This is a genomic window from Nocardia brevicatena NBRC 12119, from assembly GCF_000308495.1.
Taxonomy (GTDB): Bacteria; Actinomycetota; Actinomycetes; order Mycobacteriales; family Mycobacteriaceae; genus Nocardia; species Nocardia brevicatena.
On sequence record NZ_BAFU01000072.1, the window covers coordinates 47,636 to 67,745 of the forward strand.

The 20,110-nt window shown below is 67.3% G+C and carries 17 protein-coding genes and 1 pseudogene; 11 read left to right on the forward strand and 7 right to left on the reverse strand.

The genetic code is table 11. The annotated features are described in order from the left end of the window. Positions 1-38 precede the first annotated feature (38 nt). The gene (locus ON20_RS20940) at positions 39-1,244 is read left to right on the forward strand and encodes an FAD-dependent monooxygenase (protein WP_040837905.1); all 1,206 of its coding nucleotides are present in this window, start codon (positions 39-41) and stop codon (positions 1,242-1,244) included. Positions 1,245-1,357: 113 nt separating this feature from the next. Here the strand turns inward: ON20_RS20940 and glyA are convergent, their stop codons facing one another. After that, a complete protein-coding gene (gene glyA, locus ON20_RS20945; RefSeq protein ID WP_040837906.1) occupies positions 1,358-2,653 on the reverse strand; it encodes a serine hydroxymethyltransferase in 1,296 nt (431 codons plus the stop codon). Positions 2,654-2,991: 338 nt separating this feature from the next. Beyond that, positions 2,992-4,191: a hypothetical protein gene (locus tag ON20_RS20950; RefSeq protein ID WP_040837907.1), complete on the reverse strand. Its 1,200-nt coding sequence runs from the start codon at positions 4,189-4,191 to the stop codon at positions 2,992-2,994. Positions 4,192-4,909: 718 nt separating this feature from the next. Between ON20_RS20950 and coaA the strand changes: the two genes are divergently transcribed. Next, entirely contained in the window at positions 4,910-5,842 is a 933-nt protein-coding gene (coaA, locus tag ON20_RS20960; protein ID WP_040837910.1) for a type I pantothenate kinase, read from the forward strand. A 609-nt stretch (positions 5,843-6,451) separates the two neighbouring features. Here the strand turns inward: coaA and ON20_RS20965 are convergent. Further along, positions 6,452-7,240 (reverse strand): isoprenyl transferase, encoded by a 789-nt coding sequence (locus ON20_RS20965; protein ID WP_086009042.1) that lies wholly within the window; start codon positions 7,238-7,240, stop codon positions 6,452-6,454. A 153-nt stretch (positions 7,241-7,393) separates the two neighbouring features. On the opposite strand from ON20_RS20965, the gene trhA reads away from it, so the two are divergent. Together trhA and ON20_RS20975 are read left to right on the forward strand one after the other, a co-directional pair. Beyond that, the gene (gene trhA / locus ON20_RS20970; RefSeq protein WP_368853935.1) at positions 7,394-8,065 is read left to right on the forward strand and encodes a PAQR family membrane homeostasis protein TrhA; all 672 of its coding nucleotides are present in this window, start codon (positions 7,394-7,396) and stop codon (positions 8,063-8,065) included. Between the two features lie 106 nt (positions 8,066-8,171). Next, positions 8,172-9,680 carry an adenylate/guanylate cyclase domain-containing protein gene (locus ON20_RS20975; protein WP_040837980.1) on the forward strand — a complete coding sequence of 503 codons (1,509 nt, stop codon included), beginning with the start codon at positions 8,172-8,174 and terminating at the stop codon, positions 9,678-9,680. Between the two features lie 43 nt (positions 9,681-9,723). Here the strand turns inward: ON20_RS20975 and ON20_RS20980 are convergent, their stop codons facing one another. Then, a complete protein-coding gene (locus ON20_RS20980) occupies positions 9,724-11,814 on the reverse strand; it encodes a thioredoxin domain-containing protein (RefSeq protein WP_051163000.1) in 2,091 nt (696 codons plus the stop codon). Between the two features lie 165 nt (positions 11,815-11,979). Here ON20_RS20980 and ON20_RS20985 point away from each other — a divergent pair, with 165 nt between their 5' ends. Further along, positions 11,980-12,801 (forward strand): S28 family serine protease, encoded by an 822-nt coding sequence (locus ON20_RS20985; protein WP_051162970.1) that lies wholly within the window; start codon positions 11,980-11,982, stop codon positions 12,799-12,801. On the opposite strand, the pseudogene ON20_RS40315 reads toward ON20_RS20985, so the two are convergent. Further along, positions 12,792-13,544: pseudogene (locus ON20_RS40315) on the reverse strand (hypothetical protein); the annotation flags it as partial. The gene ON20_RS20985 and the pseudogene ON20_RS40315 sit on opposite strands and share 10 nt — an antisense overlap. On the opposite strand from ON20_RS40315, the gene ON20_RS20995 reads away from it, so the two are divergent. The 4 genes from ON20_RS20995 (at position 13,534) to ON20_RS21015 (ending at position 17,446) form a co-directional block, all read left to right on the forward strand. Beyond that, positions 13,534-14,466 carry an ABC transporter ATP-binding protein gene (locus tag ON20_RS20995; protein ID WP_040837912.1) on the forward strand — a complete coding sequence of 311 codons (933 nt, stop codon included), beginning with the start codon at positions 13,534-13,536 and terminating at the stop codon, positions 14,464-14,466. The pseudogene ON20_RS40315 and the gene ON20_RS20995 sit on opposite strands and share 11 nt — an antisense overlap. Continuing rightward, the gene (locus ON20_RS21000; RefSeq protein WP_040837913.1) at positions 14,463-15,206 is read left to right on the forward strand and encodes an ABC transporter permease; all 744 of its coding nucleotides are present in this window, start codon (positions 14,463-14,465) and stop codon (positions 15,204-15,206) included. The genes ON20_RS20995 and ON20_RS21000 overlap by 4 nt, the downstream gene beginning before the upstream one ends. Positions 15,207-16,276: 1,070 nt before the next feature. After that, complete coding sequence (locus ON20_RS21010; protein WP_040837915.1) at positions 16,277-16,921, forward strand: hypothetical protein; 645 nt, start codon at positions 16,277-16,279, stop codon at positions 16,919-16,921. 126 nt (positions 16,922-17,047) lie between these two features. Then, positions 17,048-17,446 (forward strand): NUDIX hydrolase, encoded by a 399-nt coding sequence (locus ON20_RS21015; protein WP_040837916.1) that lies wholly within the window; start codon positions 17,048-17,050, stop codon positions 17,444-17,446. 11 nt (positions 17,447-17,457) lie between these two features. Here the strand turns inward: ON20_RS21015 and ON20_RS21020 are convergent, their stop codons facing one another. Together ON20_RS21020 and mca are read right to left on the reverse strand one after the other, a co-directional pair. Then, entirely contained in the window at positions 17,458-17,754 is a 297-nt protein-coding gene (locus tag ON20_RS21020; RefSeq protein WP_051162974.1) for a hypothetical protein, read from the reverse strand. After that, entirely contained in the window at positions 17,754-18,638 is an 885-nt protein-coding gene (gene mca, locus ON20_RS21025) for a mycothiol conjugate amidase Mca (RefSeq protein ID WP_174361912.1), read from the reverse strand. The genes ON20_RS21020 and mca overlap by 1 nt, the downstream gene beginning before the upstream one ends. Positions 18,639-18,741: 103 nt before the next feature. Between mca and ON20_RS21030 the strand changes: the two genes are divergently transcribed. Together ON20_RS21030 and greA are read left to right on the forward strand one after the other, a co-directional pair. After that, on the forward strand, positions 18,742-19,248 hold the full coding sequence (locus ON20_RS21030) for a DUF4307 domain-containing protein (protein ID WP_051162976.1): 507 nt from the start codon (positions 18,742-18,744) through the stop codon (positions 19,246-19,248). A gap of 299 nt (positions 19,249-19,547) precedes the next feature. Continuing rightward, positions 19,548-20,042 carry a transcription elongation factor GreA gene (greA, locus tag ON20_RS21035; RefSeq protein WP_040837918.1) on the forward strand — a complete coding sequence of 165 codons (495 nt, stop codon included), beginning with the start codon at positions 19,548-19,550 and terminating at the stop codon, positions 20,040-20,042. Positions 20,043-20,110 lie beyond the last annotated feature (68 nt).

Below are 20,110 nucleotides of genomic sequence, written 5' to 3' on the forward strand. Positions count from 1 at the left end.
CAGATACTGATGGACGCAGTTTTCGGAATGGAGCGACCATGCGTAACAAGACCGTCCTGATCTCCGGCGCGAGCATCGCCGGCCCCGCCCTCGCCTACTGGCTGAACCGCTACGGATTCGATGTCACCGTCGTCGAACGCGCACCCGCGCCACGCCCCGGCGGCCAGGCTGTCGACTTCAAAGGCCAGACCCACCGCACGGTGCTGGAGCGCATGGGCATCCTCGACACGGTCCTGGCGCGACAAACCGGTGGCGCCGATATGGTGTTCGTGGACGAAGCGGGCAACCGCCGCGCGACCCTGTCCGGCGATTTCACCGGCGGAGACATCGAGATACTGCGCGGCGACCTGGCCGAGATCATGTATGACCGGACCGCCGAGAACTGCGCCTATGTCTTCGGCGACTCGATCAGCGCGCTCACCCGAACCGCCGAAGGTGTCGCGGTGGAGTTCGAACAGGGGCCGGCCCGAACCTTCGACCTCGTATTCGGCGCCGACGGCATCCACTCACGGGTACGCGCATCGGCATTCGGGCCCGAACGGGATTTTGTCCGTCACCGCGGTTACTACTACTGCATCGCCACCCCGGAGACCCGAAGCCAGAACACGGACGGCCCCGGCCACGCGGTCGCCCATGCGCACAACGCCCCCGGCAGACTCGCGATCAGCGGCGGACCGGCGGCCGAGCAGATGTACATGTTCGCCGCACCCGAACTCTCCTATGCCCGCGACGACGAAACCGCGCAGCGACGCATCCTCACCGAGGCCTTCGCCGACGTCGGGTGGAAGGTACCGGAGATGCTCGCGGAGATGGCGCACTACGAGAACTTCTACCTGGCCGCCCTCGCCCAGGTGCGCATGCGCACCTACGTCTCCGGGCGGGTGGCGCTGGTCGGCGACGCGGCGTACGGGAACACCCTGGCCGGTTTCGGAACCGGGCTCGCGATCGTCGGAGCCTACGTCCTCGCCGGCGAACTCGCCGTCACCGGCGGCGACCACACCGTGGCCTTCGCCCGCTACGAGGAGATCATGCGCGACTACGCCAAACTCGCGGGCAACAGCAACCCCGGCCGGTTCCTCGCCCCCAAAACCCGCTACGGCATCCACCTCCGCGACCGGTTCCTCGGCTCACGCCTATTCGACCTGATGGACCGGTACGCGGCGGACGCCAAGGACAATATCGACCTGCGCGACTATCCGGCCCTGCTCGCGGGCGATATCGACACCCCGTCTCCCCGGCAGTAACGGACCCGCGGCGACCCCGCTCTCATGAGACCACGCTCGTCGAATCGACGCCGCCCCGCATAGACCGAAGCGGCGTCGACGACAGCGGAACGTGGCGAGCGAGCGGACACGGGTCAGCCGAGCAGGTTCCAGTCCTCCAGCCCCTGGTAGAGCGGGAAGTCGGCGGCCAATTTGCGGACCCGACCGCGCAGGGCATCAGCGTCGGCCCTACCCGTCAGAGCGCCGGCGATGATATCCGCCACCTCGGTGAACTCCTCGTCACCGAAACCACGGGTGGCCAGTGCCGCCGTACCGATACGCAGGCCCGAAGTGACCATCGGGGGACGCGGATCGAATGGAACGGCATTGCGGTTGACCGTGATACCGATCTCGTGCAGCAGGTCCTCGCCCTGCCGGCCATCGATATCGGAGTTACGAAGGTCGACCAGTACCAGGTGCACGTCGGTGCCTCCGGTGAGCACACTGACGCCCTTGTCGACCACGTCGGCACCGGTGAGTCGTTCGGCGAGAATCTTCGCGCCGGAGAGGGTGCGCTGTTGCCGTTCGGCGAACTCGGCGCTGCCCGCGATCTTGAATGCGACCGCCTTGGCCGCGATGACGTGCATGAGCGGGCCGCCCTGCTGGCCCGGGAACACCGAGCTGTTGAGTTTCTTCGCGAAATCCTCTTTGGCCAGGATCAGACCGGAGCGGGGACCGCCGAGAGTCTTGTGCACGGTGGAGGAGACGACATCTGCGTAGGGCACCGGCGACGGGTGCACACCGGCCGCGACCAGCCCGGCGAAATGCGCCATATCCACCCACAGATAGGCGCCCACCTCGTCGGCGATCTCGCGGAACGCCGCGAAATCCTGATGCCGCGGATAGGCCGACCACCCGGCCACGATCACCTTCGGCCGAGCTTCCCGTGCGGTCTCGCGCACCTCGTCCATATCGATCCGGTGGTCTTCCTTGGAGACCCCGTACGAATGCACCTCGTACAGCTTGCCGGAGAAGTTCAACCGCATCCCGTGGGTGAGATGGCCACCATGTGCCAGATCCAGACCCAGCAGCCGATCGCCCGGGTCCATCAGCGCCATCAGCACCGCCGCATTGGCCTGAGCCCCCGAATGCGGCTGGACATTGGCGAACTCCGCGCCGAACAGTTCCTCGGCGCGCTCGCGGGCGAGTGTCTCGACCACATCGACGTGCTCGCAGCCGCCGTAGTAGCGCCGGCCCGGATAGCCCTCGGCATACTTGTTGGTGAGCACGCTGCCCTGCGCCTGCAGCACCGCTCGCGGGACGAAATTCTCCGAGGCGATCATCTCCAGGGTGTCGCGCTCGCGAGCGAGCTCTCCTGCCATCGCGGCAGCGACCTCGGGGTCGAGTTCACCGAGAGACTGGGTATTGACAGAAGCGGTCGTCTGCGTCACCCGGCCAGTCTATGAGCTTCGAATGAACGGGCCGGCATCGGGTTGGGCCGGTTTCGACAGGCGGAGAGGCGCATCGCACCGTATTGTTCGTCACACCCGGTTATGCCTACCGGTTCCCAGTTCCCCCCACTACAGAAGTGATCATGATTTCGTTTCTTCCAATGCTCGCCCAGCTCCTGTACACGCTGTCCCGTAGGGCGGTCACCTTCTCCGCCGAACTCCCGCACGAGCTACTCGGCTGATCAGGGCGTTCGGCACGGCCCCGGCGGACCGCGGGCCCGGATACCGCGGTCCGGTCGGCCGACGGGGCACACCGTTTCGACGACGCCCCGCAGACGTCAGCACATGGCGCGGACAGCGCCCGGGGTGAGCGGTTCATCGAGCAGCCGGCGGAACCGCTCCGCGCGGTCGTCGGCGTCGGTGGCCCGGGCCAGCCACCCGCCGAGCAGCCGGTAGCCCTCCACGTAGGTGCTGATGTAGGCCCGCCACAGCGGGGAGGACAGGAAACGCAGCGACTGGCGGGCGCGATTGGGCGAGGCCAGGTTCCAGCGCTGCAGGAACTCCGCCACCTCGTCGGGGTCACGGCCCTGATCGTGCAGCATCAGCGCGGCGTCCTGCCGCACGCCGAGCAACTGCGCCGACGCCTCCGCCAGCCGTTCGGCGCGTTCCCCGTCGAACCGCAGGCCCAGATCGGCGTAGATCTCCTGGGCCCACACACCCCAGCCCGGACCGACGATCGAACGCAACGCCAGATCCGCCAAACCCTCCGCCATCAGACACTGGGGGGTGTTGACCAGGAACAGTGTCTGTTCGGCCTGTCCCGCCGTGACCAAACCGGCCTCCTTGCGGCAGTGCTCGGTGTGATGACCCGGATACGCCTCGTGCGCGATCAACCGCGGCAGATTCGCCATATGCTGGCGCAGATCGGAGTTGATCGCCACCGTCGAGCGGTAATTGCCCTGGTAGTAGTTGAACCCGGACCAGGGCTTGTCGCCGACCACCTCGTAGGTGACGTGCTCGTGGTCCGGCAGCGGGTACCGTGCACGCACCAATTCCCGCAGCGCACCGGAGAACGCCTCCACACAGGCCGACAACCGTTCCGGCGGTATCTCGTCGGCGCGGCGGTGCGCCGCCATCCGCTCCGGCAACGAGCCGTCACCGGCGAGCACCTCGTCCATTTTGCGGTGCGCGTCACGGTAGTCCTCGGGATCGCCCGCGCTGATCTCCACATCGAAATAGGCGTGGACCTCGTCCACGAAACCGATCTCATCACCGGCGAACTTACGACCCGAGCACTCCAGGGCCCGCAGATGCACGTCCAGGAACTCGGCCCGCTGCGGGGGAAGCCCGGCGGAGGGCAGTTCCGAGCGCAGCGCAGCCGCCCGGCGGGCCAGCTCGCGCGGTTCCGGTGCGGGCGCGTCCTCCACCTCGCGGCGCAACCGCGGGTCACCGGTGTAGGCGTCGACGAAACCCTCTTCGAGACGGTCGAAGGCCAGGCCGAGCCGCAGATATTCGATCACGAGGGGATGCGCTTCCATGCAGCGGAGTCTATGTTCGATGGCGCCGCCTCCGGCGGCGCGGGTCAGGGCCCTCGTGGCCCGGGTCTTCCCTCCCTCCGCGCCGCCGCCGACGCGACGGCGCTCCGGTCGGCCCAGACCAGGGCGGGCCCCGACCGCCGGAGTGAGGTGTCCGAGAAGGTGCCTACCGGACCTGTCGACGGGCTCTATCCCCGCGTGCCGCCGCTGCGCGATATCGCTCTGGACGAACCGCACCCGGGACAGGCCCGACCACCGGGGTGGCACGTCCGAGAAGCGTCATCGGGCTGATCCCGGCTCTGCTTCACTCGCGTGATCTGGGCATTCATTCCAGTGCGGGTACCACTGGTCATGAGGTCGCTCCGATCGGTGCGGACGCGGGGCAGGCCTCCACCACTGGGGGACAGTCCATGAAAGCGGTATCGACGCCCCCCACGGCGCGGGGTCGGGATCTTGTGGCCCAGCCACCCGGATAGAGCCTTTCGAACCGGAGTTCGGCGGTGTGGGAGCGGGGGGATTGGATATGGAAAGGGGAGGTGGACGGGTGTTTCGGGCGAGGTAGAGAGGTGGTGGGGTTACGGGTGATCAGCGGATAATGGACCCCCTTTTACGGGCGAATCCGCACGGGGCGCAGAATTCAGCCATGAGGGCACAGACGGACCGCATCTCACAACAACAGCACGGCCACTGTGCATGTTCGGCGGAGCGGAGCGCTGGGTAAATGGCGAAAGCGAACGAGCCGAGCCCGTATGTGGAATTCGACCGGAAACAGTGGCGCACGCTGCGCAAATCGACTCCCCTTGTGCTCACCGAAGAAGAACTGATCGGCCTGCGCGGGCTGGGTGAGCAGATCGACCTGGAAGAGGTCGCCGAGGTCTACCTTCCGCTCGCCCGACTCATTCACCTGCAGGTCGCCGCGAAACAGCGGTTGTTCGCCGCGACCGCCACCTTCTTGGGAGAGACACACCCCGACAAACAGGTTCCCTTCGTGATCGGGGTCGCGGGCAGCGTCGCGGTGGGCAAATCCACCACCGCGCGCGTCCTGCAGGCGCTGTTGGCCCGCTGGGACCACCATCCCCGGGTGGACCTGGTCACCACCGACGGATTCCTCCACCCCACGGCCGAACTCACCCGACGCGGCATCATGCACCGCAAGGGTTTTCCGGAAAGCTACGATCGGCGCAAACTGCTGCGTTTCGTCACGGAGGTGAAATCGGGCGCCCCAGAGGTGTGCGCACCGATGTATTCACATATCTCCTACGATATCGTTCCCAACGAATTCCACTGTGTACGTCAGCCGGATATCCTCATCGTCGAAGGGCTGAACGTGTTGCAGACCGGCCCGCGGCTGATGGTCTCGGACCTGTTCGACTTCTCCATCTATGTCGACGCCCGTATCGAGGATATCGAGAACTGGTACGTACAGCGGTTTCTCAGCCTGCGCAAGACCGGCTTCGCCGACCCCAAAGCCCATTTCCACCACTACGCCCGCTTCACCGATTCCGAGGCAACATCGGCCGCCAAGGACATCTGGAACTCGACCAACCGTCCCAATCTGGTGGAGAACATTCTCCCCACCCGCCCCCGCGCCACTCTGGTCCTCCGCAAGGATTCCGACCACAGCATCAACAGAATCCGCCTCCGTAAACTCTGAGCGACGCCTGCGCCCCGATCGGCCGAGCCGCCCCACCGACTACAAAGAAGCACGATCCCGCACCATAGGATTCGAACCCACCCTGCGAGGATGGCACCGGCCCACCTTCTCGGACACTCACCCCGACGGTCGGGGCCTTCCCGGATCCGAACCGGCCGAAGCGATGCCACACAGCGGCGGCACACAGAGAGAAAGCCCGAGTAACCAGCCCCGGCCGCCACCTTCTCGGACGCCTCACCCCGATGATCGGGACCCGCCCCGGATCCGGCCCAACCAGATCAACGTTGCGCCCACGACACCACGCAAGGAAAGCCCGCGCCACCAAGCCCCCCACCACTTCCGCGGATATCCCACTCCGGTGGTCGGGACCCGCCCCGGATGCGGCCCCCGTCCGGAACGACAACACGTCGACAGCAACACACGAGGACAAAGCCCGTCGCCAGGCCCGGCAGACACCTTCTCGAACGCCTCACCCCGGCGGTCGGGACCCGCCCCGGGTCTGGACCGACCGGAGCGCCGTCGCGTCGGCGGCGGCGCGGAGGAAGGGAAGACCCGGGGACATGAGGGCCCCGACCCGCGCCGCCGAAGGCGGCGCCATCGAACACAGCATCAAGCGCCATAACGACGGTGGCGCGCGGCGTAATCGCGTAAGGCGCGCAGGAAGTCGACGCGGCGGAACTCGGGCCAGTACGCCTCGGTGAACCAGATCTCGGAATAGGCGCTCTGCCAGAGCAGGAAACCGGAGAGCCGTTGTTCGCCGGAGGTGCGGATGACGAGGTCCGGGTCCGGCTGCCCGGAGGTGTAGAGGTGCTGGTCGATCGCGTTCACGGTGATCGACTGGACCAGGTCTTCGCCGGTCTCGCCGGCTGCGATCTCTTGGCGGACCAGTTTGCGCACCGCGTCGGCGATCTCCTGCCGGCCGCCGTAGCCGACGGCGACGTTGACGTGGGTTCCGGTGCGTCCGCTGGTACGTTCGGCCGCCGCGCGTAGTCGTTTGGCGACCAGGTCCGGTAACCCGTCCAGCGAGCCGACGATGCGCATGCTCCAGTTCTGCTCGGGCGCCGACAGTTCTTCGGCGACGTCGGTGATGACCTCGAACAGTGTTTCCACTTCCTCGGGGGCGCGGCGCAGATTTTCGGTGGACAGCAGGTAGACGGTGACGAGTTCGATGCCTTCGGCCTCGCACCAGCTCACCAGTTCGGCGATTTTCAACGCACCGACCCGGTGCCCGTGGTTGGCGTCTGTGAATCCGTTCTCCCTGGCCCAGCGCCTATTGCCGTCGCAGATCACCGCGACGTGCCGGGGATGCTGTTTACCCGTCAGCTGCTTGGCCAGCCGGGCCTCGTATATGCGATACGGAAGGCTGCGCACCCGACTACGAATTTCCACGACGTCCAACAGTACGCCCTGTCGGCATTGGATCCTCGGTTACGGCGGGTACCGGTACAGTAGGCATTCCAAGCCAACCTACGGGATCGTAGGTTACTGACGGGTTAACCCAGGAGGTACGCCGTGCCCGACCCGGCAACCGATGTCACGTACGACGCTGTCATCGGTACCAATCCGGCCGAATCACTGACTGCGCTGGTCAAACCGCGAATGCGCGGCTGGATCCACACCTGGGCGACCGCAGTCGCCGCCCTGGCCGTTGTCGCCCTGGTCGTCACCGCCGCCGGTGTCTCCACCACCGCGGTATGGGCGACCCTCGTCTACGGACTCACCGTCTGCGCGCTGTTCGGCACCAGCGCCGTCTACCACCGGGTGACCTGGTCCACCACCCGGGCCCGTATCCGGATGAAACGCCTGGACCATTCGATGATCTTCCTGTTCATCGCCGGCAGTTATACGCCGTTCGCGCTCCTGGGCCTCCCCGACCGCACCGGACGCCTACTGCTCACCGTGGTGTGGGCGGGTGCGCTGACGGGGGTGGCGTTGAAACTGCTGTGGCCGATGGCGCCGCGCTGGGTGGGCGTCCCGCTCTATCTGCTGCTCGGCTGGGCGATCGTGCCGGTGATCGGACAACTGCTCGACGCGGTGGGCGTCGCGCCGATGCTGCTCCTGCTGGTCGGCGGACTCGCCTACAGCGCGGGCGCCGTTCTCTACGCCACCCGATGGCCGAACCCCTGGCCCACGGTCTTCGGTCACCACGAGTTCTTCCACGCCGCGACCGTGCTCGCCGCTCTGTGCCACTACCTCGCCATATGGCCGGTGCTGCTGCGCTGACCGGGGCAACCGCTCTATGCTGCTCGATCGTGTTCCCCCTCACCGTCGCCGGCGGTAGTCGATCGGCCGGCCGCGGCCCCGCGCCCACCCGATCGGAGTGGATCCGATGATCTCCCGACTGGTGGTCCGGGCGCTGCGGGCACCGTGGGGACTGGCGGCGATGGTCGTCACGGGAAACCTCGCCGGACTGGCGGTTATCGTCATGCAGCTGTGGCTGAGCGGATTCACCGCACGCCTCGGCTCCGGCAATGCGAACGACCTGATCCTGGTGTCGATCTACCCCGTGATCGGGTTCGCCATCGGCGTCGGACTGGCCATTCGGGATCGGATCGTCTACTTCGGCTGGCTCGACCGGACCCGCGGACCGACACCGCGGGAAGCCCGGCGTCTGCTCCGGCTGCCCTTCGCCATCACCTTCCGGGCGATGGCCCTGTGGCTGCCGGGGATCATTCTGGCCGCGGTGCTCTTGGCGCGTATCACTCCCGAGAACGACCTCCTCGTCATGGGGGCCATGTTCACCATCGGTGGACTGGAGACGGCCGGGCTGACCTATCTGATCGTCGACCGGGTGATCCAACCGGCGATTCCGCTCATGGCCAAGGTGCTCGGCCCCACCATGCACTGGAGTTCCACCGTGTTCGCTCGGGTGGTGCTGGCCTGGGCGCTTTCCGGGGCCATGCCGCTGAGCGCGCTGATCGTCGTCCTCGCCGATCCGGTGGCGCACACCCAGGACCGTATTCGCACCGGCATCTATGTCGCCGTGCTCGGCCTCGTGGTGGGCGCCCTGGCCACCGCCACCCTGGCCCGGGCGGTGGCCGCGCCGCTGCGGATACTGCATCTGGCGCTGGATCGGATAACCCACGGTGAACTGGAGGTGCGGGTACCGGTGGGCAGCGCCAACGAGATCGGCCGATTGGAGCATTCGGTCAACGAACTGGCCGCCACGCTGCGGGAGCGGCTGCGGATGCGGGACCTTTTCGGCCGCCACGTGGGCGACGAGGTCGCCGAGCGGGCGCTGGCCGGCGGAGTGGACCTGGCCGGTGACGTGCGCGAGGTCACCGCGCTGTTCGTGGATGTCACCGGATCGGTGGCGATCTCCACCGGATTACCGCCGCAGGAGTTCGTCGCCAAACTCAACCGGCTCATGTCCATCGTGGTGGCCGCGACCGAGGAGAACGACGGACTGGTCAACAAGTTCGAAGGCGATGCGGCGCTGTGCATCTTCGGCGCACCCATCGCGGTACCCGATAACGCCACCCCCGCCTTGCGGGTGGCGCGGCGGATTCGCGACGAGGTTTTCGCGGTCGGCGAGCTGGACATCGGTATCGGGGTGGCGCGCGGTCGGGTGTTCGCCGGTGACGTGGGCACCGACACGCGGCGCGAATACACCGTGATCGGCGACGCGGTCAATGCTGCGGCCCGCCTCACCGCCCAGGCCAAGAAGGTTCCGCGCCGCATTCTGGTGAGCCAGAGCGTCATCGATGCCGCGGAACCGCGCGAACAGGCCAACTGGGCGCCCTACGGCACCATCGAACTGCGCGGGATGACCGAACCCACCCCTTCCTGGAGCGATATCGAACCCGATCCGGAACCAGCCGGGCAGACACGCTTGTAGCGCCGCGCCCTCGGCGACCGGAGCCCGGCGGCGGAGGCCGCGATCATCGACCTCGCAGCAGGGATGCCCGCAGACCGTCCGCCGTGGTCACCGGCAGATCGCAGACCGAACCGCGACAGACATAGGCCGCCGGGGCCCCGTCGACCGGCCGGCGCTCGGCGAGCAGCGGCACCGCGTCGGGTTCGCCCGCAACGGTCACCGCGCCGCCGGGAGCATGGGTATGCGCGGTCGCGAGCAGGTCACGGGCCCGGGACCGCACTGCGTCGGCACCGGCCGGGACCGCGATGGCGACCTGGAGCGGGCCGTGCAGGGCCGCCTCGGCCACGGTGAGCCACTGTCCCGCCGACCGGGAAGCTCGGGCCAGGACGACCGACCCGCGGACCAGGGTGAGCTCCGCGAGCTCGCGGTAGCGGACGGCTCGGGCGGGGTCGGCGACGGCGGATGCGGTCAGTAATGCTTCGGCGAGGGCCGAGGCACCGGCGGGGGTGGCGCCGTCGATGGGATCCCGGGGGCGGGCAACCAGGGTTTCGGCGTCGTCGGCGGTATCGAACCAGCTGCCGGGAGCATACGGGTCGGCGAAATGGGTGATGGCGGCGTCCAACAGCAGCAGCCCCCGGTCGAGCCACGTCGCCGAGCCGGTGGCCTGGTGCAGGGCGAGCAGGCCGGTGACCAGCCAGGCGTAATCCTCGAGAATGCCGGACGCGGCTCCGGCCACTCCGTCCAGCGACGCGCGCAGTGCCCGGCCGTCTACGACATGCTCGGCGAGCAGGAATTCCGCACACCGGATCGCGGCGGCCAGCCAGTCCTCGCGACCGTGCGCGACAGCGGCCTCGGTGAGCGCGGTGATCGCCATACCGTTCCATGCGGTGACCACCTTGTCGTCACGCTCCGGCTGCGGACGGCGGTCTCGGGCCGAGCGCAGGGCGGCGCGGACCCGCTCGAACCGTTCCCGGTCGTCCGGATCGGTGTAACGGGTGGGCACCGAACTGCCCTGTTCGAAGTTCCCCCCGGTGGTGACACCGAAGACCTCCGCGGCCCACGCGCCGTCGAGGGGACCGAGTTCGCCGGTCAGTTCGGCGGGTGTCCAGACGTAGGTGGCGCCCTCGACACCGGGCAGGCCGGGCTCCAGATGGGTATCGGCGTCCAAGGCGGAGGCGAAACCACCGTGTTCGGTCCCCAGGTCGTCGAGCAGGAACTCCGCGATCTCCCGGGCGACCCGCAGCGGCAGCGAATCCTTCACCGGGTCGAGCCGGGCCAGATGCGCATAGGCACGCAGCAGTTGGGCGTTGTCGTAGAGCATTTTCTCGAAATGCGGTACCATCCAGGCGGCGTCCACCGAGTAGCGGGCGAAACCGCCGCGCAACTGGTCGTAGATACCGCCGCGGGCCATGGCCTCGGCCGTCCGGTCCACCGCGGCGCGCACGGCCGGGTTCGCGGTGCGCTCCCAGTGGCGCAACAGGCCTTCCATCAGAGCCGACGGCGGGAACTTGGGCGCGCCCCCGAAACCGCCGTGCTCCTCGTCGATATCCCGCAGTACCGCGGCGACGGCGTGGTCGAGCAATTCGGACGTGAGGACGAGGTCCGTTTCCGGCAGTCCGCCGGCCTGTTCCCGCAGGGCGGCGGCCACTTGGCCGGCGGCCCGGTCCACTTCGTCGCGGCGATTGCGCCAGGTATCGGCGACCGCCGTGAGCAGCTGGGTGAACGACGGCATACCGCCGCGCGGCGCCTTCGGGTAATAGGTACCGCAGTAGAACGGTTCACCGTCCGGGGTAAGGAAACAGGTCATCGGCCAGCCGCCCTGGCCGGTCATGGCGACGGTGGCGTTCATGTACACCGCGTCCAGGTCGGGACGTTCCTCCCGGTCCACCTTGACGCAGACGAAGTTGTCGTTCATCAGCGCCGCGGTCGCCTCGTCGTCGAACGATTCGTGCGCCATCACATGGCACCAGTGGCAGCTCGCGTATCCGATCGACAGCAGGATCGGCACGTCCCGTGCGGCCGCTTCCGCCAACGCCTCGGCACCCCATTGCCACCAATCGACCGGGTTGTCGGCGTGCTGGAGCAGGTAGGGCGAGGTCGCATTCGCCAACCGGTTCACGGGGCCATCCTCCCATACGCGGCGGGCGCAGAACATGACCACGCGCGACCGAGGACAGCCGACCGCGCAGCCCGGTGAACCATCGCGTGGTGATCGGTGGCCATCACCTGACGGAATCCCGGTGGGAACTCGGGCTCCCCTGTCCGTGGCTCCCCGAAACAGGGGAGGAGCCCTCCTCTCGCAGGGGATCCAAGCGGTCGCATGGGCCGCTTGGCTGATGTCGTGATCCCGAGGACCGTGAAATGGCATCTGTTCACTTCTGCGTTGCTGATCGGACTACTGGTCCACGGCACCGTCGCCTGCGCCGATACGGACGATATCCGCGCTCGTATCCAGGCCATACCCGGGTTGAGGCTGGTTTCCGAGGAATCGACGTCTTCCGGACTCTTCTTCGAACTGGTCATCCGCCAACCTGTCGATCACCGGCATCCGGAGCGTGGAGACTTCGAACAGCGGTTGACCCTGCTGCACAAATCAACCGGCCACCCCATGGTGGTCTACACCGGGGGCTATGACCTCAACCGCGACCGGGCCTTTCGCGCGGAACCCACCGAAATCGTGGCCGGTAATCAGATAGCGATCGAACATCGCTATTTCGGCGCTTCCCGTCCCACCCCCCTGGACTGGTCTCATCTCGACATCCGGCAGGCCGCCGGTGATCAGCATCGGGTAATCGAGGCGCTTCGGATGATCTATCAGGGTGCGTGGATTTCCGCGGGGGTCAGCAAGGGCGGTATGGCGGCGGTCTACCACCGGCGCTTCTATCCGGACGATGTCGTGGGTACCGTCGCCTACGGTGCGCCCGACAACACCGATGACGGCGACAGCACCGCCTACGACCTTTTCGTGGAACAGGTCGGCACACCCGCGTGCAGAGCCGCGCTCGCTACCGTGCAGCGCCGAATACTGTTGCAGCGCAATGAAGTAGCTGATCTTCTGTCGGACTGGGCCTGGCGCGAGGGATACACGTTCGACACCACACGGGCGGCGCCGGCCTGCAACACCGCGGCGGTAAGGGCATGACCTATCGAATCGTGCAACTCGCGGGCAAGCCGGTTGTGTTCGAGCAGCAGATCGGTGCGTGCTTCCAACGCCCTCATCCGCTCGGCGGCGGAAGGCCCGAGCAATTGGCGCGCCAGTCCGGTAACCAGCTCACCGAGCCCGACGAGCACCGCAAGGATCACCGCGATCGGCAGGTGGATCAGCACACCGAACAACCAGTGCGGTCGTTCGATCCGCACGATGGCGTCCGCACCTGGCGCGGCTCCGACGGCCGCGCGAACCAGATCGGCACACAGCAGGATCATCGGCACGCACACACCGAGCATCACCACGGCAAGGACCAACCGCGCCTCGAGCCACAGCACGGTGCGCCAGCGATCCGACCACCGCACCGCCGGTACGGCGCCGATAGAAGGTTCGGGCCGATCCCGCTCACCCGGTGTGAGGAACAGCCGCGCCTGAACTCCCTCCACGAGCCGCACCGTCGGCACCAACCCGACCGGAACGGCGAGCAGAGCGAGCACATAGGGCCGGTCGGCGTCGATGAAAACCCATACCGCTACGAAGGTCAACGGAAGGCATAGGTGCACACCGCGGGTGTAGGTGGCCGGACGGGCCAGCAGCCGACCGATGACACGGACCATAATCCCCATGGTGCCGGCGCCCGGACCGAAATCGGCTCCCCGAAATGGGGGAGACGAGACCCACGCCCGGGGGGGAGATCGCCCGGCCGGATCCAGGGACGCTGAACCCATGACCACCATCGAAGCGCATGAAATCACCAAGGTATACGGATCGACCCCGGCGGTCGACCGGGTGACGTTCACGGTGCGTCCCGGCGTGGTGACCGGCTTCCTCGGTCCCAACGGTGCGGGCAAATCCACCACCATGCGACTGATCTTCGGCCTCGACCGGCCCACCTCCGGCACCGCTACGATCGGCGGCAGGCATTTCGCCGCGGCGGATCGGCCGCTGACGCTGGCGGGCGCACTTCTCGACGCCTTCGCCGCGCACCCCGCCCGGACCGCGCGCAATCATCTCCTCGTGCTCGCGGCGAGCAACGGGCTGTCCGCACGTCGCGTCGGGACTGTACTCGACGAGGTCGGGCTGGCCCCGGTCGCCGGTCGGCGGGTATCGACCTTCTCGCTCGGTATGCGGCAGCGTCTCGGAATAGCCGCGGCACTGCTCGGCGATCCACCGGTGCTGATCCTGGACGAACCGTCCAACGGCCTGGACCCGGAAGGGATCATCTGGCTCCGGGAAACGCTGCGGCGGCTCGCCCGTGCCGGACGCACCGTGCTCGTTTCGAGCCACCTGATGAGCGAGACCGCATCCTTCGCCGATCATCTGCTCGTCCTCGGACGGGGACGGGTGCTGGCCGATACCGGTATCGACGAGTTCGTCCGCGCATACGCCACGCCGCGTGTGCGCCTGCGCACATCGGCGGGTGCCCGCATCCAGGAGGTACTTGCCCGGGCGGGCCACACCACCGTCGAGAGCGACGGTGACCGTTGGATGGTTCACGACGCACGGCTCGAAGAGGTCGGGCCGCTCTTGGTCGATGCCGGTATACCGGTTCTCGAATTGGCCGACGAACCCGGTTCCCTCGAACAGGCATACCTGGCCCTGACCTCCGACGCGCCCACCTATACCGCACACACCACGAAACAGGAGGTACCGCCATGACGTTTCCCCATGTGCTCCGTTCGGAATGGATCAAAGTCCGGTCACTGCCGTCACTCGCCGGTGTTCTCGCGTTGCTCCTCGTCGTGACCGTAGGATTCTCCCTGATCGGCAGCGCGACACTGGGCCGGGAGAATGCCGACGAACCAGGCTTCGACCCGCTGCTGACCTCCTTTTACGGAGTCGTTTTCGGTCAGATCGTCGCGGTCTGTTTCGGCGCGCTGGCAGTGTCCGCGCAGTACAAGGACAACGGCATGAGGATCTGGTTCGTCGCGGTGCCCCGCCGCGGCGTGCTCTACCTGGCCAACCTGGTTGTTGTCGCGACGCTGACCTGCTCTGTTGGGCTGGTGGCGGCGCTGACCTGTTATTTCGGTGGACAGGCGCTGCTCGGTGAGCACGGGATGGCCTCGACAGACCCCGCCGCGGTTCGCGCGATCATCGGCTGTGCCATCTATCTGACCCTGATCGCGCTGTTCGCGGCCGGGCTGACCACCCTGTTCCGCAGCGCCACGGCCGCACTGGCCCTTCTCGCCCCGCTCATGCTGCTTCTGTCATTCGTGCTCGGTGACGTCACCGGCAACAGCGGTCTCGTCGCCTATCTACCCGATCGCGCGGGCCGCCAGGTACTCGTCCAAGACCCGACCGGTTCCCCAGGACCCTGGACCGGGTCGGCAGTGACCGCCGCCTGGGTCGCGACGGCGGTCTGGGCGGGTTGGCAAGCCCTGCGCCGCCGCGACGTATGAATTCACCGCCGGGCCGATCCGGCGGCCACCGACGATCCGTGTCAGAGTTCGATATGCCGCGCGCGGTCCGAGGCCACCGCGCGCGGCAATCGATCGCGGCGTCGGTCGGATCGATGACATGGCCTGCGTGAAGACCACATCACCACCCGTCCCTTCCTGCGCCCGCTCGTGGGCGGCGACATGGTGGCAATGGTGAGGCCGTGGAACGTGCGTGGCGGCCGACGAACTTCGTGGGAGCCCGATCGAGCCGGCCACGATCTCGACTACCGATCTCGGGAGGTTGTGCAGCCCGAGCGAAAATCGAGTGTGTAATCGTCCCTCATCGGGTCCGTCGCAATCAGAATATGGTTGCAGGTCAGCACACCCGACGTCACCTGTCCGGCGGTAACGACAGGCAGGAGAGCGCGATGAATCAGCGGCCGCCGATCAACCTTGGCGAACTGCGCGCGATCGTCACGAGTCTGGAACGACTGATCGCCGAAGCCACTCGCGCGGCCACCGATTTGAAGGCCGCCATCGCGGCCGCGGAAGCGTATTCCGACGGGTCGCCGGATTCCGGCCACAACGAGTCACCGCATCCGGCCGTGGCCGAACTCGGTGCCGTAGAAGCAGGGCCGGAACAGCGCCCTACCGTCACGTGCAAGGCGGGGCCGACGCCATGGTCTCGTCGGAAATCGGTGGCGCAGGGGGCGCAACATACCGTTTCGTCGACACCGCAGACGGTCGACGCACCGGCTCGAATGTCGGCGTCCGTCAGACCGAACGCGGTACCACCCGTGACATCACCGCCACCGGCCATACGGCAACCTCCCTCTCGGGTCCCGCAACCCACCACCATCCACGCAGGTCTCAACACTTCGGAGCCGGTAACGGTCGAGGACACGGGGCCGGCAGCCCGTCCGCAGGTCATACCACCGGCAACCGCCACGGTCCGTCCGGTCCCCGACAGCGCACGGCAAGAGACACCCCGAGCGCGGCCCTTCGCGCCCGCCGCGGAGATACCGTGTCCACGTCCCCACGTTCGGGAGCCTGAGCCGGCACGGCCGCAGGCAAGTGCGGGCGAGGGGATCATGTGCCGGCAGGGAGAGGCCGCGAACGATTCCACGGCCCACCGAATCGTCGTGGAGATGGGGACCCGGCACGGTCTGGAGATCATCGGCTTCGACGAGGCGAGCATCGACGCGGACGTCGCGCGGGAGATAGCCGCGGCCGTTGACGACATGCTCACGAAGTACCCGGTCGCGTTGCGCGGCATCGAGCTCACCGACCCGGACGGTGGCGGACCCCCGCACGCCGAGCGGGGGCCGTCCTCCGCGACCGCACGATCGGCGCCCGAGGCGATCTGGCTGGTTCTCGACAAAGCCGCGTTCGCACCGTCGGACCGTCCGGACGGCAATGCGTTATCGCGAAGATGGCTGCGCAGAGGCCGCGGCGCCGATAGGGCGGTATACACGGCGGTCGTTCGCGAATACGGTCGCGCCCTCGAAGTCGCGGGCAACTTCCGTGCGCGCCAGGAGGCACAGCGCCTGCTGACCGCCGAATCTCTGCATGCCGGCGGGGGTCTCGCATTCAGTCCGCTGGACCCGGGACGCGCGTTGCTCGATGCCTTCACCGAGGTCGAGCTGCGCGGAAACCGCGCGGGGAAGTTGGCGAAGGCATTGCACGAGATACTCGTGAAAATGACGCGACCCGAATCCACCGACGTCCCGGCCTGACCACGTATATACCGCTGCCGAGACGTTCCATCGGTCCGGTCTTTCCGGTCGACCGTCTCCGCACGGGGGCGTACCCGGGTACCGATCGGTGGACCGACCCGGTGCGGCCGGCCCTACAGTGGACCGGTGATCAGGACAGCCGCCCTCGCCCATATCCGTGACCGCCGCCTGATCCAGACCCGTTCGGTCGGCAAATCCGTCTTCTACATGGCGGGAGGCAAGATCGACCCCGGCGAGACCCCGGTCCAGGCGCTGCACCGCGAGGTGCGGGAAGAACTCGGCGTCGGTATCACCGAGATCGACGAACTCGGTGTCTTCCGCGCCGAGGCCTACGGGCATACGGCCGGTACCCGGCTACATATGACCTGTTTCCTCGCCGACCTCACCGACAAACCCCGCGCTACCGGAGAAATCGCCGAACTACGCTATTTCACCGGCGGCGAATACGCGGCCATGCCCGAGATCGCTCCCGGATCACTGCTGGTGTTCCGACGATTGCACGAGCTCGGCCTGATCGACTGGTGACCGGGGCGCCGCTAGCCCGGACCGCGTGACCCGTTCTCCGCGGCATTGTCCGACTTCGGGGTCTCCCGGCGGGCTACCCCGTGTTCGGTGCCCTCGTCGGCCTCCTGGTCCGGTTCCGGGTGCTCGGGTTCGAAGGTCTCCGGCAGGTTCTTCAGATGCCGGTTCATCGAGCGGACCAGCAGGAAGGTGCCGGCCAACAGCAGTAACACGATGATCAGGCCCAGCGGGGAGGCCTTGCCGAATTCCGGGCCGGTGGGGGTGCCGGGGGTCTGGGCCGACCAGAGCAGCCGAGTGGATGACACGTACATCAGCGGTACTCGTCCTCGATACCGGTGAACAGATCCGATTCCGGGATGGCGGTGTGCACCCGGGTGCGGGCCAGTTCGAACTCCTCGGTCGGCCACGCCCGCTGCTGCACCTCCATCGGGATGGCGAAGAAGGCGCCGTTCGGATCGATCTGGGTGGCATGTGCCCGCAGCGCGTCGTCCCGCTGCGGGAAGTACTTGGCGCATTCGATCTGAGTGGTCACCCGCGCCATGATGTCGCCGCGGTCGACGGCGTATTTACGCGACCGATCCAACCACTCCTGCAGGGGGAACGGTTCGCCTATGCGCTCGTACTCCTCTGCGAACACCTCCAGGCGGCGCAGGATGAAGCCGTGGTCGTAGTACAGCTTGAGCGGCGTCCACGGCTCGCCGGCGTCGGGAAACCGCTCGGGATCACCCGCGGCCTCGAACGCCGCCAGCGATACCTCATGGCAGCGGATATGGTCGGGGTGCGGATACCCGCCGGTTTCGTCGTAGGTGGTCATGACGTGCGGTTTGAACTCGCGGACCACCCGGACCAGTGCCTCGGTCGCCTCCTCCGGCGGCACCAGTGCGAAACAGCCCTCCGGCAGCGGTGGCGGCGGGTCGCCTTCCGGCAACCCGGAGTCGACGAAGCCCAGCCAGGTGTGACGCACACCCAACGCGGCGGCCGCGGCGGCCATCTCCTCGCGCCGAATCTCATGGATCCGCTCCAGGACGCCGGGGGTGTCCATGGCCGGGTTGAGGATGCTGCCGCGTTCGCCACCGGTCAGCGTGACGACCAGGACCTCATGACCCTCGTCGGCGTATCGAGCGGTGGTCGCGGCCCCCTTGCTGGATTCGTCGTCGGGGTGGGCGTGCACCGCCATGAGGCGAAGGCCACTCACTTCTCGTTCACCATCGCTCTCGGTCGCGGGTGTCTGGACTTCGTTACCTATAGTTCCATCCGGATCGATTTTGTTCCGACCTACCCCCCGGGAGCGACCAGATATGACCGAGCCGACGCCGGAAACCGCCCGGGCGGGCAGCGGAGACGCCGTCTCCGGGTCGTCCGAGCCCGCGGCCGGTTCGGACGCGCGGGCACGGTATGTCGATCGGTACGGCACCGCCTCCCGGTCGCGCGGCCGGGGACGCCTGCTCGCGCTCGTCCTGGGCGTCGTGGTGGTGGTGGTCGGTCTCGGTGTCGCCTACCTGGGCTGGACGAAATTCGGGCCGGAGAAGATCAGCTCCGAACAGCTCGGCTACACCGTGGTCGACGATTCGACCATCCAGGTGCGGATCAAGGTCACCCGCGCGGACCCCTCGAAACCGGTGGTGTGTGTGCTGCGCGCGATGGACCGGAATGTCGCGGAGGTGGGACGGCGCGAGGTGTTGGTCCAGCCGTCCGAGTACGGCACCGTGGAGGTCACCTCTGTCATCAAGACCAGCGCCCGGCCGTCCTCGGGCACGATCTACACCTGCACCGATGAGGTCCCCGCGTATCTGCGTACCGAGTGAATCGGCCCGCCACGCCGCGTCGAACGGCCGAGAAAATATCTCCGACCTGCACCTTTGTGATTCATGCTAAAATGGCCTGACACACGGTTCCGGGGCCCGGAGCCGTGTTTGCTGCATTGGCGGCCAGCGCGGTCGAGTCCGGGTCGGCGAGATGTCCCGGACCCAGGCCTGTCGGGGTTCACAGAACTTCCCAGGAGCGTTCTGGCCGTCGGCTGATGCCTGTCCACCCCCTGTGGGGCATTGCCGCAGTAACCAGGGAATCCCGGCTCGCCGGGGACAACTACTAGGGAGTGATCGAGATGACTGAGACGCAAGTGACCTGGCTGACCCCGGAGTCGCACGACAGGCTCAAGAGCGAACTCGACGCGCTCATCGCCAATCGTCCGGTCATCGCCGCCGAGATCAACGAACGCCGGGAAGAGGGCGACCTCAAGGAGAACGGCGGCTACCATGCGGCGCGGGAGGAACAGGGCCAGCAGGAGGCCCGTATCCGACAGCTGCAGGAGCTGCTGAACAACGCCAAGGTCGGCGTGGCGCCCACCCAGTCGGGCGTCGCTCTGCCCGGGTCGGTGGTGAAGGTCTACTACGACGGTGACGAAACCGACACCGAGACCTTCCTCATCGCCACCCGCGAGGAGGGCCTCGGAAGTTCCGATCTGGAGACCTACTCGCCCAACTCCCCGCTCGGCGGCGCGCTCATCGACGCCAAGGTCGGTGAGACCCGCGAATACACGCTGCCCAACGGCAACACCATGAAGGTGACGTTGGTCAGCGCGGAGCCCTACCACAGCTGATACACCTCCACGGAACGCGGACGGCCGCATCCGATCGCTCGGATGCGGCCGTTTCCCGTCATGCGTCC